Source organism: Jeotgalicoccus sp. WY2, from assembly GCF_018437745.1.
Taxonomy (GTDB): domain Bacteria; phylum Bacillota; class Bacilli; order Staphylococcales; family Salinicoccaceae; genus Jeotgalicoccus; species Jeotgalicoccus psychrophilus.
In genome coordinates this window covers 1,185,040-1,199,053 of sequence record NZ_CP049818.1, presented here as the reverse complement: position 1 = coordinate 1,199,053, position 14,014 = coordinate 1,185,040, and the positions used below count along the sequence as shown (strand labels likewise).

General features: G+C 42.4%; 16 protein-coding genes, 3 pseudogenes and 1 other annotated feature. All 19 genes and pseudogenes read left to right on the top strand.

Features of this window, described 5'->3' with window-relative positions:
* Nucleotides 1-190: 190 nt before the first annotated feature.
* The gene (gene radA, locus G4D76_RS07070; RefSeq protein WP_213810937.1) at nucleotides 191-1,567 is read left to right on the top strand and encodes a DNA repair protein RadA; all 1,377 of its coding nucleotides are present in this window, start codon (nucleotides 191-193) and stop codon (nucleotides 1,565-1,567) included.
* 14 nt (nucleotides 1,568-1,581) lie between these two features.
* Complete coding sequence (locus G4D76_RS07065; protein WP_213810936.1) at nucleotides 1,582-2,640, top strand: PIN/TRAM domain-containing protein; 1,059 nt, start codon at nucleotides 1,582-1,584, stop codon at nucleotides 2,638-2,640.
* Entirely contained in the window at nucleotides 2,637-3,308 is a 672-nt protein-coding gene (gene ispD, locus G4D76_RS07060) for a 2-C-methyl-D-erythritol 4-phosphate cytidylyltransferase (RefSeq protein WP_026860125.1), read from the top strand. The genes G4D76_RS07065 and ispD overlap by 4 nt, the downstream gene beginning before the upstream one ends.
* A gap of 4 nt (nucleotides 3,309-3,312) precedes the next feature.
* The gene (gene ispF, locus G4D76_RS07055) at nucleotides 3,313-3,798 is read left to right on the top strand and encodes a 2-C-methyl-D-erythritol 2,4-cyclodiphosphate synthase (protein ID WP_026860126.1); all 486 of its coding nucleotides are present in this window, start codon (nucleotides 3,313-3,315) and stop codon (nucleotides 3,796-3,798) included.
* A complete protein-coding gene (gene gltX / locus G4D76_RS07050) occupies nucleotides 3,795-5,249 on the top strand; it encodes a glutamate--tRNA ligase (protein WP_156897241.1) in 1,455 nt (484 codons plus the stop codon). Before ispF ends, gltX begins: the two co-directional genes overlap by 4 nt.
* 245 nt (nucleotides 5,250-5,494) lie before the next feature.
* Nucleotides 5,495-6,151: a serine O-acetyltransferase gene (gene cysE, locus G4D76_RS07045; protein WP_035785993.1), complete on the top strand. Its 657-nt coding sequence runs from the start codon at nucleotides 5,495-5,497 to the stop codon at nucleotides 6,149-6,151.
* A complete protein-coding gene (gene cysS / locus G4D76_RS07040; RefSeq protein WP_213810935.1) occupies nucleotides 6,135-7,529 on the top strand; it encodes a cysteine--tRNA ligase in 1,395 nt (464 codons plus the stop codon). Before cysE ends, cysS begins: the two co-directional genes overlap by 17 nt.
* Nucleotides 7,522-7,917, top strand: coding sequence for a Mini-ribonuclease 3 (locus G4D76_RS07035; protein ID WP_213810934.1), 396 nt, complete (start codon nucleotides 7,522-7,524; stop codon nucleotides 7,915-7,917). Before cysS ends, G4D76_RS07035 begins: the two co-directional genes overlap by 8 nt.
* Nucleotides 7,917-8,668 (top strand): annotated as a pseudogene (gene rlmB, locus G4D76_RS07030) (23S rRNA (guanosine(2251)-2'-O)-methyltransferase RlmB). Before G4D76_RS07035 ends, rlmB begins: the two are co-directional and overlap by 1 nt.
* 2 nt (nucleotides 8,669-8,670) lie before the next feature.
* Nucleotides 8,671-9,195, top strand: a complete 525-nt coding sequence (locus G4D76_RS07025; RefSeq protein WP_035785995.1) for an NYN domain-containing protein — start codon at nucleotides 8,671-8,673, stop codon at nucleotides 9,193-9,195.
* 61 nt (nucleotides 9,196-9,256) lie between these two features.
* Entirely contained in the window at nucleotides 9,257-9,907 is a 651-nt protein-coding gene (locus G4D76_RS07020) for a sigma-70 family RNA polymerase sigma factor (RefSeq protein ID WP_213810933.1), read from the top strand.
* A gap of 10 nt (nucleotides 9,908-9,917) precedes the next feature.
* Nucleotides 9,918-10,055 carry a 50S ribosomal protein L33 gene (gene rpmG, locus G4D76_RS07015; protein WP_074431621.1) on the top strand — a complete coding sequence of 46 codons (138 nt, stop codon included), beginning with the start codon at nucleotides 9,918-9,920 and terminating at the stop codon, nucleotides 10,053-10,055.
* 58 nt (nucleotides 10,056-10,113) lie between these two features.
* Complete coding sequence (gene secE / locus G4D76_RS07010; protein WP_213810932.1) at nucleotides 10,114-10,245, top strand: preprotein translocase subunit SecE; 132 nt, start codon at nucleotides 10,114-10,116, stop codon at nucleotides 10,243-10,245.
* Between the two features lie 18 nt (nucleotides 10,246-10,263).
* The gene (gene nusG / locus G4D76_RS07005; RefSeq protein WP_026860134.1) at nucleotides 10,264-10,803 is read left to right on the top strand and encodes a transcription termination/antitermination protein NusG; all 540 of its coding nucleotides are present in this window, start codon (nucleotides 10,264-10,266) and stop codon (nucleotides 10,801-10,803) included.
* 149 nt (nucleotides 10,804-10,952) lie between these two features.
* A pseudogene (gene rplK / locus G4D76_RS07000) lies at nucleotides 10,953-11,376 on the top strand (50S ribosomal protein L11).
* 69 nt (nucleotides 11,377-11,445) lie between these two features.
* A pseudogene (rplA, locus tag G4D76_RS06995) lies at nucleotides 11,446-12,135 on the top strand (50S ribosomal protein L1); the annotation flags it as partial.
* Between the two features lie 43 nt (nucleotides 12,136-12,178).
* Nucleotides 12,179-12,328, top strand: a sequence feature (ribosomal protein L10 leader region).
* A gap of 21 nt (nucleotides 12,329-12,349) precedes the next feature.
* Entirely contained in the window at nucleotides 12,350-12,859 is a 510-nt protein-coding gene (rplJ, locus tag G4D76_RS06990) for a 50S ribosomal protein L10 (RefSeq protein ID WP_213810931.1), read from the top strand.
* A 46-nt stretch (nucleotides 12,860-12,905) separates the two neighbouring features.
* A complete protein-coding gene (gene rplL, locus G4D76_RS06985; RefSeq protein WP_213810930.1) occupies nucleotides 12,906-13,271 on the top strand; it encodes a 50S ribosomal protein L7/L12 in 366 nt (121 codons plus the stop codon).
* An 88-nt stretch (nucleotides 13,272-13,359) separates the two neighbouring features.
* Nucleotides 13,360-13,947, top strand: coding sequence for a class I SAM-dependent methyltransferase (locus G4D76_RS06980; RefSeq protein ID WP_213810929.1), 588 nt, complete (start codon nucleotides 13,360-13,362; stop codon nucleotides 13,945-13,947).
* The last annotated feature ends 67 nt before the right edge of the window (nucleotides 13,948-14,014 follow it).

Genomic DNA, 14,014 nt, shown 5'->3' with positions numbered 1-14,014 from the left:
AATATTAATTTATCTTAGAGAAGCTGCAGCAGATTTGCAACTGTGCTGATAGAATAATCTGAAAATATTTTGTGAAGGAACGAACAATATTCGATATTATCATTAATATCACAGGCTTCTGCCTTTAAATCAGCTGAAATAAATAATACAATAGTAATACGTAAATATAATAGGGGGAGAATATACACGGATGGCAAAAGCAAAAGTATCATTTGAATGTATGGCATGCGGTTATGAGTCGCCGAAGTGGATGGGTAAATGTCCAAACTGCGGCGCCTGGAACCAGCTTGAAGAGAAAATTGTACATAAAGCCGCGCCGGGACGCGGTACATTAGGCAAAACACCTGCCGATGACCGGCCCCGCGCAACGAAACTGACAACAGTTAAAAATAGTGATACACCACGTACGACAACGCGCTCGGGAGAGTTTGACCGTGTGCTTGGCGGCGGTATCGTTAACGGTTCGCTTATTTTAATCGGCGGGGACCCGGGTATCGGAAAGTCGACGATTTTACTGCAGACAGCATTAATTTTAGCGGAAAACCATAAAGTGCTTTACGTTTCGGGTGAGGAATCGCTTGAACAAATTAAAATGCGTGCAGACCGTATTACAGAAAAGCCGTCGGACCTGACTGTATTTTGCGAGACGAACTTATTATATATTCACGAAGAAATTAAAAGATCGAAGCCGGACTTTTTAATTATTGATTCCATCCAGACAGTATTCCATCCGGATGTCACGAGCGCACCGGGGAGTGTCGCTCAGGTAAGAGAAAGTACGCAGTCTATTATGAACATCGCAAAAGGCAATAATATTGCGACGTTTATCGTCGGTCACGTGACTAAAGACGGTCAGATTGCAGGGCCGAGACTGCTTGAACACATGGTAGATACCGTGCTGTATTTCGAAGGGGACCAGCATCATTCATACCGTATTTTGCGTGCTGTAAAGAACCGTTTCGGTTCGACGAACGAAATGGGTATTTTCGAGATGAAGGCGAAAGGTCTCGAAGAAGTATTGAATCCTTCGGAAATTTTCCTTGAAGAACGTTCGAAAAATGCACCAGGCTCGGCTATTGTTGCAACGATGGAAGGTACAAGAGCGATGCTTGTTGAAGTTCAGTCACTCGTGACGCCGACTCACTTCCATAACCCGAGACGCATGGCGACCGGAGTGGATACAAACCGATTGTCGTTATTAATGGCAGTACTTGAAAAATCGGAAGGAATGCTGATGCAGCAGCACGATGCTTATATTAAAGTAGCGGGCGGTGTGAAGCTCGATGAACCGGCTGTCGATTTAAGCGTCATTATCAGTATCGCCTCCAGTTTCCAAAATATCGCGGTACGCGGTGAAGACTGCTTTATCGGTGAAGTGGGGCTGACCGGTGAAATCAGACGGGTAACTAAAATAGAACAGCGTCTGCAGGAAGCGGCGAAGCTCGGTTTTAAGCGCGCAATTGTACCTGCCTCCAATTTAAGCGGTGTAGATGTACCGGCAGGTATTGAAGCAATCGGCGTGAAAACATTAAGGCAGGCAATTAAATACGCGCAGCATAAAGATTAAAAAGGAGGGATAATATGCTCAAGTATTTACTGTATGTCGTTTACATATTGATTGGTATTTCGTTAGGCGTCTGGCTGTTCCCTGAACTGCAGATGATTTTGCCGTTTGAAGTGCCGAGAATATTTAACAACATACTCATAAGCGGCACGCTCGGTGTTCTGTTATTTTTCTTATTATTTGGCTGGACGCTGTCGCACGCACATAGTTTTCTGAAGAAAAGTGAGGGCTATTTGCTTTCAAGAAGCCTAATCGAAATTGTTTTTGCCACACTTGGAATGATGCTGGGACTTGTAATCGCTGTCTTAATATCTCTTTTAATCAATACACTGGACATTCCATTAATAGGCGAAATCGTCCCGATTATTTTTGCGGTAGTGCTCGGTTATTTAGGATTTATGATTGGCCTCAGAAAATTCAGCGAAGTACTGGATTTCTTCCCAAGAGCTTCGGGGAAAGCAAAAGCTGAAGGCAGTCATATAGCATTGAAGAAGTTTATCGACACGAGTGTAATTATCGACGGACGGATTATTGACGTTGTGGAAACAGGCTTTTTAGAAGGTGAAATTATCATTCCGCAATTTGTACTGGATGAATTGCAGCTGATTGCAGATGCTACTGATCCCGTTAAAAGAGAAAAAGGCCAGCGCGGACTCGATATGCTGAATGGATTGCAGGAGAAAACTCCGAATGTCCGTATTGAGCCGGTAACATACGACAAACTCGATGTAGATCAGCAGCTGATTGATATTGCTAAAAAAGAAAAAGGTGCAATATTAACGACAGATTATAATCTGAATAAAATATGCCAGCTTCATGATATTCCGGTGCTTAATGTTAACGAGTTAAGCGGAGCGATTAAAACCGTCGTCGTTCAGGGTGATGTGTTTGAACTGTTTGTTTCAAAAACAGGGAAAGAAGAAAATCAGGGTGTCGGTTATCTTGAAGACGGCACGATGGTCGTTGTCGAAAATGGGGAAAACTTAATTAACCAAATGGTGCCTGTCATTGTGACAAGTGTACTGCAGACTAATTCAGGACGGATTGTCTTTGCGAAACTGGAGAAGAATAAATGAAATATACAGTAATTATTCCGGCTGCGGGACTCGGTTCCCGTATGGGGCTCGGATATAACAAAGTACTTCTTGAAATTGACGGAGAACCGGTCATTAAAAGAACGGTCAGGCATTTTGAAAATGATCCGGATTGTGAAGCGATTCATCTGGCGGTCAGAGCAGAAGAGACAGCTCTTATGCATGAACTCTTCGATGCTTCAAAAAAAGTAGCGGGGATTCATATTGGCGGTGCCGAACGCCAGGACAGTATATATAATGCACTGGTCAATGTTCGTACTGCGGATTATGTTTTTGTGCATGATGGAGCGAGACCATTTCTGACTGCTGACATCCTTACGAGACTGAAGGCTAAAGTTGCTGATACTGGTGCGGTGATCTGCGGTGTAAAAACTAAAGACACTCTGAAGCGCGTTATTGACGGCAAAGTCAATGAGACGCTGGTCCGGGATGAAATCGTCGCGGTGCATACGCCGCAGGCGTTTAAGTACGATATTCTGAAAAGGGCATACGAGCATTCGAAAGAACATAATCTTGAAGTGACAGATGACTCGATGATGGTTGAAGCGATAGGTAAAGAAGTCTATTTAGTCGAATCGACTTATGATAATATTAAAATAACAACAAGCGAAGATTTGCAGCTTGCGCATATGATTCTTAAAGGAAAGTAGTGAGATGATGAGGATCGGTCACGGTTATGATGTTCATGCATTCGACGCATCCCGCCCGCTGATTTTAGGCGGTATGGAAATTCCCCACGACTTTGGGTTAAAAGGACATTCCGATGCGGATGTGCTGCTGCATACAATTACGGATTCAATATTGGGTGCACTCGCACTAGGTGATATCGGGAAATTTTTCCCCGATACAGATGAAAAATTTAAAGATGCGGATTCCCGCGTGCTGCTGGATGAAGTAGTCTCGATGATGCATACAAAAGGTTATGAAATCGGCAATGTCGATGCAGTTGTGATTGCTGAAAGACCTAAACTAAGAGGGTATATTGACGAAATGCGTGAGAATGTAGCAGCGCTTTTGAAGACTGATATATCAAATGTTAATATTAAAGCAACAACATCGGAAAAATTAGGATTTACAGGCAGAGAAGAAGGTATCGCGAGTGAAGCGGTCGTACTTCTTAACAAACAGGAGGCAAAATAATGACTAAAGTAAGAGTGAGATATGCACCGAGTCCAACTGGATTCCTGCACATAGGAAACGCACGCGCAGCACTGTTTAACTATTTATTCGCACGCCATCACGGCGGGGATTTCATTATCCGCATTGAGGATACTGATAAAGCGAGACATGTAGAAGAAGGTGAAGACTCTCAGCTGAATTACTTGAAGTGGCTCGGTATCGAATGGGATGAAAGTGTAGATGTTGGAGGGAACTACGGTCCTTACCGTCAGTCGGAACGCGGAGAAATCTACGCTCCATACATTCAGAAGCTACTGGATGATAACAAGGCCTACCGCTGCTATATGACTTCTGAAGAACTTGAAGCTGAAAGAGAAGATCAGCTGAAAAATGGTCAGACACCGATGTACGGCGGCAAACATGCAAACTTAACAGCTGAACAGGAAGAACAGTTCAAAGCTGAAGGCAGAGAGCCTGCAATTCGTCTCCGTGTGCCGAAGGATAAAACATATACGTTCAACGACATGGTTAAAGGTGATGTCTCGTTTGACTCTAATGGATTCGGAGACTGGGTTATCGTTAAAAAAGACGGGGTGCCGACGTATAACTTTGCTGTAGTTATCGATGACCACGAAATGGAAATCACACATGTACTTCGCGGTGATGACCATATTTCAAACACACCGAAACAGATGATGGTCTATGAACACTTAGATTTGCCGCTGCCTGAATTCGGCCACACGGCTTTAATCGTTAACGCTGAGAAGAAAAAATTATCGAAACGCGATGCTTCAATTATTCAGTTTATCGAGCAGTATGAAGAATTAGGCTACCTGCCGGATGCGATGTTTAACTTTATCGCACTCTTAGGCTGGTCTCCTGAAGGTGAAGAGGAAATCTTCACGAAAGAAGAACTGATTGCGAACTTCGATGAGAACAGATTATCGAAAGCTTCTGCATTTTTCGATAACCAGAAATTAATGTGGATTAATAACCAGTACATGAAACAAAAAAATTCTGAAGAGATTTTTGATATGGCACTGCCGTTCCTGCAGGAAGCAGGCAGAGTTGCTAAAGATCCTGATGAAACACAGCTTGACTGGGCGCGTAAACTGGTAGCATTGTATCAGCCGCAGATGAGCTATGCTGCAGAAATTACTGAGCTCTCAGAGCAGTTCTTTAAAGATCATGTTGAGTTTGATGCTGAAGCAGAGGAAGTGCTTGAACAGGAGCATATTTCTGAACTGATGACTGCACTTCACGAACACTTTACGACGCTTGAAGACTTTTCTCCTGAAGGAGTTAAAGCTGAAATTAAAGCAGTGCAAAAAGCGACAGGCATTAAAGGCAAGAAATTATTTATGCCGATCCGCGTAGCGGTAACAGGCGAAACAAAAGGGCCTGAGCTGCCGGATTCAATTTCATTAATCGGCAAAGAGACAGTTCTTGAACGTATTAAACGCTTGATCTAGTCTGAACTATTGAAATAACGGTCAGTCTGCCGTATGATATAAGTGTTAAAAGTTAAGTATATAAACCGCTGGACACAAAGAGATTATCCGCCTGCTGAGAAGGATAACAAAGCGTTTGTAGAATTGCGCTTTTAATATGGAATGAACTGTATATTAAAAGTGATAAAGCAGAGTGGAACCGTGCGTAAGCGCCTCTGTCCGATTACCGGGCAGAGGCGTATTTTTATGATTTTAGGAGGACGAAGATGTTTCAGAGAGTGAAAGAAGATTTAAACATGGTACTGTCACTCGATCCGGCAGCGAAAAACCGATTCGAAGCATTTTTTACGTATTCAGGAGTTCACGCAGTGTGGGCGCATTTGATTGCACACTGGTTTTACAGAAAGAATTTTAAAGTGATTGCACGTGCAATCTCACAGGTGAGCCGCTTTGTGACCGGGGTAGAAATTCATCCGGGTGCAAATATCGGCAGACGGCTGTTTATCGACCATGGTATGGGTGTAGTAATCGGAGAGACGTGTAACATCGGCAATGATGTGACGATATATCAGGGGGTAACACTGGGCGGAACGGGTAAAGAAGACCATAAGCGCCACCCTGATATCGACGATAATGTGCTGATTGCAGCTGGTGCCAAAGTGCTTGGAAACATCCGCGTCGGCGAGTCATCGAATGTCGGGGCCAATTCTGTTGTACTGAAAAATGTGCCGCCCCATTCAACAGTAGTCGGTATTCCCGGTCATATTGTGAAACAGCACGGGCAGCGCGTCAGAAAACATAATAACTTTGATCACCGTGAACTTCCGGATCCATTGTTTGAAAAATTACTGGAACTTGAAAAAGATATTAATAACTTCAGAAGAGAAGTTGGGAATGAGGTAAAAGATGGTTCGCATATATAATACAATCACTAGAAAAAAAGAAGAATTTAAGCCGCTTGAAGAAGGTAAAGTAAGCATGTACGTCTGCGGTCCGACAGTATATAACTATATTCATATCGGCAATGCGCGTCCTGCGATTGCTTTTGATACAGTCCGCCGTTATTTGGAGTATAAAGGTTATGAAGTGAAGTACGTATCGAATTTTACGGATGTCGACGATAAACTGATTAAAGCATCGAAAGAACTGGGCGAAACAGTACCGGAAATAGCAGAGCGTTTTATCGAAGCATTTTTCGAAGATACAGGTGCGCTCAATGTTAAAAAAGCAGATGTGCATCCGAGAGTCATGGATCATATGCCGGACATCGTTGAGTTCATTAAAGTACTTATCGATAAAGGGCATGCTTATGAATCGGCAGGCGATGTATACTTTAAAACACGTTCATTTGACGGTTACGGTAAATTGTCACAGCAGTCAGTGGACGACTTGAAAATTGGTGCACGTATCGACGCGGGCGAGAAAAAACAGGACCCGCTTGACTTTGCATTGTGGAAACAGGCAAAAGACGGGGGAATCAGCTGGGACTCTCCTTGGGGCACAGGCCGTCCGGGCTGGCACATCGAGTGCAGCGTGATGGCACGTGAGCATCTTGGCAATACAATTGATATTCATGCCGGCGGACAGGACTTAACGTTCCCGCACCATGAAAATGAAATCGCACAGAGTGAATGTATGACAGATGAGACATTTGCGAATTACTGGATGCATAACGGCTATATTAATATCGATAACACTAAAATGTCGAAGTCACTCGGCAACTTTATTTTAGTGCACGATATTATTAAAGAAGTTGAACCGAACGTGCTCCGCTACTTTATGGTGAGCGTGCACTACCGCAATCCGATTAACTATAACCGTGAACTTGTCGACGCGGCGCGCAATGGTCTGATGCGCATTCAAGACAGCTATCACCAGGCGTCGGAACGACTGGATAAAGCGGTCGGTACAGAAATTGATGATAAGGTGCTTAGTGCAATTGATTTGAATCTTCAGCAGCTTGAAGCGTTTATGGATGATGATTTTAATACGGCAAATGCTGTATCGGCGTGGCATGAACTGACAGGCGAACTCAATAAGTACCTGCGTCAGCCGGCGACAGCAAAAGAAGTGCTGCAGAAATTTATCGAAGCTTTTAAGATTTACTCGGAAATTCTCGGTGTGAACCTGGCCCGAAAAGAGCTGCTGCTGGACGAGGAAATTGAAGCGCTGATTGAAGAACGTGAAGCGGCGCGTAAAAATAAAGATTTTGCCCGTTCGGATGAAATCCGCGACAGCCTAAAAGCACAAGGCATTGTCTTAGAAGATACTAAAGACGGTGTGAGGTTTAAACGTGGATAATTTTAAACTTGATACGGTACCGTCACTGTCGCTCGCATTTTTAGGAGATGCAGTTTATGCGGTGCATGTCCGTGAGCATTTAATAAGAAACAAACCGTATTTAAAACCTGATGTGCTGCACAGAGAAGCAAATAAGCTTGTCAGTGCACGTGCGCAGGCAGAAGCGCTGCACTTCCTCCGAAAGTCGGAACTGCTGACGGAAGAATGGGATATCGCAAAGAAAGCGCGCAACAAGTCGAGTGCGACCCGTGCGAAAAACGCATCGATTAAAGAGTACCGGGACGCATCCGGACTGGAAGCACTCGTCGGGCATTTATCATTAACGGAGAATGAAACGCGTATTACAGAGCTGATGGCTCATATTATTGAAAACGGGAGTGAAGCGTAATGGAGAGTTCAGTTATAGCAGGACGCCACGCGGTAAAAGAGCTGCTGCGTTCAGGCAGTGATATTAATAAAATTTATATGCAGGATACCGTAAATAAAAGCCAGCTGAAAGAAATTTTGGATTTAGCGAAAGAAAAACGCGTTGTCGTGTCAGCAGTACCGAAAAGTAAACTGGACGGTATGACGGATGAGCGCCATCAGGGCATCGCTGCAATGGTCAGTGCACATGAATATATGCCGCTCGAAGAATTGCTTTTAAATATTGAAGGCAAGGATGCCAATGTTATTATCCTGGACGGTCTGGAAGATCCGCATAACCTCGGTTCTATTTTAAGAACGTGTGATGCAGTCGGGTTCGATGCAGTCATTATTCCAAAACGCCGATCAGTGCTGCTGACGGATACAGTCGCTAAAACATCCACTGGTGCGATAGAATATGTACCGGTTGTCAGAGTGACGAACATCAACCAGACAATTGATAAGCTGAAGGATCATAACTTCTGGGTTATCGGCAGCGATGGTTCCGGTACGCTGGACTACCGTGAGATGAATGCGAAATCAGGAAGCACCGCATTGGTAGTAGGCAGTGAAGGTGAAGGTATCAGCAAGAAGACGTTGGAAAAATGCGACTTTATGGTTAAAAAATGAAAATTCCAATGACCGGTGAAATTACGAGCTTGAATGCTTCGGTTTCAGCAGCATTGCTGATGTACGAAGTATATCGCCAGCAGAACCCGCTTGGACGTGAGTGATTATGCGCAAAAAAAGACGCTTGCTCGTCGTTGACGGTTATAATTTAATCGGCGCCAACTCAAGGTTATTTGCAGAGTCTAAAATTTCACTCCAGCTTGCACGGGAGGAAGTGCTGAAAAGACTGAGTGAGTATCAGGCGCTTCAGAACTATGAAATTATCTGTGTGTTTGATGCATATGAAGTTAAAAGCCAGGAAGCGGTTATCGATTATTACGGCATCACGGTCATTTATACAAAAGAAAAAGAAACGGCGGATGAATATATTGAGCGTTTTGTTTACGATAACTATCATCCTCATCTGTGCGATATCAGTGTCGTCACGAGTGACCTGACCGAACAGAATGCAATATTTGCCTACGGCGCCTACCGGATTCCTTCAAGAGAGATGTGGCTGGATCTGGCAGAAGCCGATAAAAATATCAGTGCGCACATTGAGACAATAAATGAAAAACTGCCGAGGACAAAATTGGATATCAGTGAAGAAGTACTCGCAAAAATGGAAAAACTGAGACGCGGCGAAAAATGACGCCTTGAACGTCCGCCTGTTACCTCATATATTAGAAGTAATATAAATGGGAGGCGAGCGGATGTATTCAGTAAAATCATTTTATATTTACGTTAGCGAGCGGCCGGCTGATTACGGAAACAATGAAGCGAAACTGGATGCCTATGCGCTGCAAGTGAAAGCGGGGAATTTCGCCGAATTTGATGAAATTGACCGCGAACTCCGTCCGATCATCAGAAGAATGACATTTAAATATGATATGAACGAATATGACCGCGAAGACCTGATCCAGGAAATGCTTTTAAGTGCATTGATGCTGTGCTTAAGATTCGATTATTCAAAAGGGCATTACGGACATTATGCGCTTCGTTCCATCAGACTGAAAATGTACAGCTGCGTTAATTACTTAAGCGTCTCCCGTCAGATTGAAATTTGTCCGGAAGAGGTTTATATGCTGGAGCACAGACATGCACTGTCGCATGTTATATTAAAAGAAGCCCAGGAAGAGTATGCAGGAGCGGTCGGCAATTTATCAAATTTTGAAAAAAGGGTCCTGAAATTATTTATGGGCGGTGCGGCTTTTGACGAGATAGGCAGCATTATTAACAAGGAGCCAGAGTCGGTAATCAATACACTTTACAGGATTAAATTCAAGTTCAGTTCGGTTGAAGATTTACACGCCGTTATTGACAATGATGCCTTAAGCCGATATAGTATACTAGAATTGAAATGAGGATTTTAAGATGAAAATTGCTCTTATATGCAGTGACTGCGGCTCGCGTAATTATTCATTGAACAAGCCGGTTCACAACGAAAGACTCGTCATGAAAAAACATTGTCCAAAATGCAATAAGCATACCACGCATAAAAGTTCTATATAGTTCAGGGGGAACGGTTGATGAATAATAATAAGAACTTCTTCAAAATGTAGTTAGCGAGATGAAGAAAGTCAGCTGGCCGACAGGGCAGGAAGTAGTCCGTTATACGACGACAGTAGTACTTACTGTATTTTTCTTAGCATTTTTCTACGTGCTGGATATTGGTATTACAGCACTAATTGATTTTATGTAAATTTAAAGGAGCGGTAAAATGTCTCTAGACAAGCATTGGTATGCAGTACATACCTATTCAGGCTATGAAAACAAAGTAAAGGCAAACCTAGAGGCGCGCCTTGAGTCGATGAATATGCAGGATTTAATTTTCCGCGTAGTCATCCCTGAAGAAGAGGAAACAACGATTAAAGACGGGAAAAAGAAAACGGCAATGAAGAAAACATTTCCGGGCTATGTACTCGTTGAATTAGTAATGACAGATGAATCATGGTACGTAGTCCGCAACACGCCGGGAGTTACCGGATTTGTCGGTTCACAGGGAGCGGGCAGCAAGCCGAACCCGCTACTGCCGGATGAAGTTAAATTTATCCTGCGCCAGATGGGTATGTCAGAGAAAATTGTTGATGTTGAAGTTGCTGTCGGCGAATCAATCAATATTATCGCAGGTCCATTTAATAACCAGAGCGGTGTAATTGAATCAATCGATGAGGAACGCTACAAGCTTACAGTACTCGTTGAGATGTTCGGACGCGAAACACCGGTTGAAGTTGAATTCGATCAAATCGAAAAACTTTAATTCTTTTATTGAAAAATGTAACTAATATATGCTATACTTTCAAGGTCGCAAATTTGCGGCCATCTTTGTTTATGTATACAGATGAAGAGTGGGAGGATGAAATCTAAACATCCTGTGACCACATCACGATTATGAGGAGGTGCAACATCGTGGCTAAAAAAGTTATTAATGTTGTGAAATTGCAAATTCCTGCAGGCAAGGCGAACCCGGCACCACCGGTAGGTCCAGCACTAGGTCAAGCAGGCGTAAAATCATGGGATTCTGTAAAGAATTCAACGCACGTACACAAGAGCAGGCAGGTCTTATTATTCCTGTGAGATCTCTGTATTTGAAGATCGCTCATTCACATTTATTACAAAAACTCCACCGGCAGCTGTTCTTCTTAAGAAAGCGGCTAACACTGAGAAGGGTTCTGGCGAACCTAAAAAAACAAGGGTGGCAACTGTTACAGCGGCACAAGTTCGTGAAATCGCTGAAACAAAAATGGAAGACTTAAACGCAGCATCAGTAGACGCAGCAGTAAGAATGGTAGAAGGTACAGCTAGAAGCATGGGCTTCACTGTCGAAAAATAAATTAAGTATTAATACGGTCGTGGGAGGATTAACCCCGCTATAACCACAAGGAGGAATATATATGGCTAAGAGAGTAAAAAGTATCAAGCTGCTCTAGAGAAGTTTGATCACAACTCTACATTCTCAATTGAAGAAGCAATTAAACTTGCTAAAGAAACGCATGTTGCCAACTTTGATGCTTCAGTTGAAGTAGCATTCCGTCTAGGTATTGATACACGTAAAAATGATCAGCAGATCCGTGGAGCACTAGTGTTGCCGCATGGTACTGGTAAGTCACAGCGTGTATTAGTATTTGCTAAAGGCGAAAAAGCTAAAGAAGCAGAAGCTGCTGGCGCAGATTTCGTAGGCGAAGCAGAATTAGCACAGAAAATTAACGGTGGATGGTTTGATTTCGATGTAATCGTTGCAACACCGGACATGATGGGCGAAGTTGGTAAATTAGGACGCGTACTTGGACCTAAAGGACTAATGCCAAACCCGAAAACTGGTACAGTAACTATGGATGTAACTAAAGCAGTTCAGGAAATCAAAGCTGGTAAAGTTGAATACCGCGCTGAAAAAGCTGGTATTATTCATGTTGGAATCGGTAAAGTTTCATTTACTGAAGAACAGCTTGTAGAAAACTTTAAAGCAATTCACGATGCTCTTGATAAAGCTAAACCTGCATCATCTAAAGGTGTTTACTTCAAATCAGTAACAGTTTCAAGCACTATGGGCCCTGGAATTACAGTTAACCCAAGCGCAGTAAGAACTGTATAAAATAAATATTGACAAGTGTAGATATATCGGTTATATTTACACTTGTAAATTTTAAAGACTACCTAAGACAGCAGGAGCTGGACACAACAGCTTAATAACTATCCTGCCGAGGCAAATAAAAATGACTTGAATGATATTTATATAAATTCAAGCACTTTTTGCCGCAGGTAAAAGGTGCTTTTTTATTTGCACCAAAAAATGGAGGTGTAACTACATGTCAAACGTGATTGAACAAAAACAACAGCACGTTGAAGTAATTTCAGAACAGCTTAAAAACTCTGTATCTACAGTATTAGTAGACTACCGCGGTTTAAAAGTTTCTGAAGTAACTGAACTACGTAAGCAATTACGTGATGCTGGAATTGAATTCAAAGTTTATAAAAACACGATGGTTCGCCGCGCTGCGGATTCACAAGGCTTATCTGAGCTTAATGAATTCCTAGTTGGGCCAAGTGCGATTGCATTTTCTAACGAAGATGTTATCATGCCTGCTAAAATCATCCACGAATTCTCTAAAAAACACGAAGCTTTAGAAATTAAAGCGGGCGTTATCGAAGGTAGTTTCGTACCGGCGGAAGATGTTAGATCAATTGCATCATCTCTACCATCAAGAGACGGGTTACTTTCTATGCTGTTATCAGTATTACAAGCACCAGTACGCAACTTCGCATATGCGGTTAAAGCTATCGGTGAAGAAAAAGAAAAAGAAAACGGCGAAGCTTAAATTATAAGCGCGCTTAAAAACAACTAAAAAATGGAGGAATATTATTATGGCTAACAATGAACAAATCATTGAAAGTATTAAAGAAATGTCAGTTTTAGAGTTAAACGACTTAGTTAAAGCAATCGAAGAAGAATTTGGCGTAACAGCTGCTGCTCCTGTAGCTGCTGCTGGTGGCGGAGAAGCTGCTGCTGCTGAAGAAAAAACTGAATTTGATGTAGAACTTACATCTGCAGGTTCATCTAAGATTAAAGTAATCAAAGTAGTTCGCGAAGCTACTGGTCTTGGTCTTAAAGATGCTAAAGAGTTAGTTGATGGCGCTCCTAAAGTTATCAAAGAAGGTCTTTCTAAAGAAGACGCTGAAGCTCTTAAAGCTCAACTTGAAGAAGTTGGCGCTGGCGTAGAAGTTAAGTAGTCTATATAAATTTTGACGCAAAAAGTTCCCGTAAACATAAGTTTATCGGGGGCTTTTTTAGTTACTTTTACCGATTGGGGGAGATTTAATGTCTCACTATTTCACTACAGATAATACACCGCATGAGTTCAGCGAAATAAAGTTCAGTTTCAACGATCATGTCTACCGCTTTAAAACGGATCGCGGCGTATTTTCCAAAAATCAGATTGATTATGGTACTGAAGTATTAATCAGAACTGTATTTTCGGAATTTAAAGGTTCCGGTGATTTAATAGATATGGGTGCGGGATACGGGCCGATCGGCACCGTACTTGGCAAAGAACTCGGACTCCGTCCGGTAATGGTCGAAGTTAATGAAGATGCGATACAATTATCCATTGAAAATACGCGCCGGGAAAAAGTGAATGCCGACGTGCTCGACCGGGAAAGTTATGAAGATATGCCCTTTAATGTATCGTTATATGTTACAAATCCGCCATTTAGAGCGGGTAAAGATACAGTTCTCGATATGCTGAGTGATGGTTTTAAACGCCTTGATTTAAAGGGTGAGTTTTATATGGTTGTGCAGAAAAAACAGGGCATGGCTTCTTATAAAAAACATTTAAAAGCACTGTTTGGAAATGTTGAAATCGCCTCAAAAGATAGAGGTTATTATATCTTAAAAAGCACTAAATAAAAGAAATTATATATTTGACTTGACAAATTGTATATGTTATTCTTATAGAATGTTAAATTAATATCAA

Excerpts from the sequence above, each read along its gene's own strand:
- cysS (WP_213810935.1), top strand. The coding sequence starts at position 6,135 with ATGGTTCGCATATATAATACAATCACTAGAAAAAAAGAAGAATTTAAG.
- rpmG (WP_074431621.1), top strand. The coding sequence starts at position 9,918 with ATGAAAATTGCTCTTATATGCAGTGACTGCGGCTCGCGTAATTATTCA.
- rplJ (WP_213810931.1), top strand. The coding sequence starts at position 12,350 with ATGTCAAACGTGATTGAACAAAAACAACAGCACGTTGAAGTAATTTCA.
- radA (WP_213810937.1), top strand. The coding sequence starts at position 191 with ATGGCAAAAGCAAAAGTATCATTTGAATGTATGGCATGCGGTTATGAG.
- rplL (WP_213810930.1), top strand. The coding sequence starts at position 12,906 with ATGGCTAACAATGAACAAATCATTGAAAGTATTAAAGAAATGTCAGTT.
- secE (WP_213810932.1), top strand. The coding sequence starts at position 10,114 with ATGAAGAAAGTCAGCTGGCCGACAGGGCAGGAAGTAGTCCGTTATACG.
- G4D76_RS06980 (WP_213810929.1), top strand. The coding sequence starts at position 13,360 with ATGTCTCACTATTTCACTACAGATAATACACCGCATGAGTTCAGCGAA.
- ispD (WP_026860125.1), top strand. The coding sequence starts at position 2,637 with ATGAAATATACAGTAATTATTCCGGCTGCGGGACTCGGTTCCCGTATG.
- G4D76_RS07020 (WP_213810933.1), top strand. The coding sequence starts at position 9,257 with ATGTATTCAGTAAAATCATTTTATATTTACGTTAGCGAGCGGCCGGCT.
- G4D76_RS07065 (WP_213810936.1), top strand. The coding sequence starts at position 1,582 with ATGCTCAAGTATTTACTGTATGTCGTTTACATATTGATTGGTATTTCG.
- nusG (WP_026860134.1), top strand. The coding sequence starts at position 10,264 with ATGTCTCTAGACAAGCATTGGTATGCAGTACATACCTATTCAGGCTAT.
- cysE (WP_035785993.1), top strand. The coding sequence starts at position 5,495 with ATGTTTCAGAGAGTGAAAGAAGATTTAAACATGGTACTGTCACTCGAT.
- G4D76_RS07025 (WP_035785995.1), top strand. The coding sequence starts at position 8,671 with ATGCGCAAAAAAAGACGCTTGCTCGTCGTTGACGGTTATAATTTAATC.
- ispF (WP_026860126.1), top strand. The coding sequence starts at position 3,313 with ATGATGAGGATCGGTCACGGTTATGATGTTCATGCATTCGACGCATCC.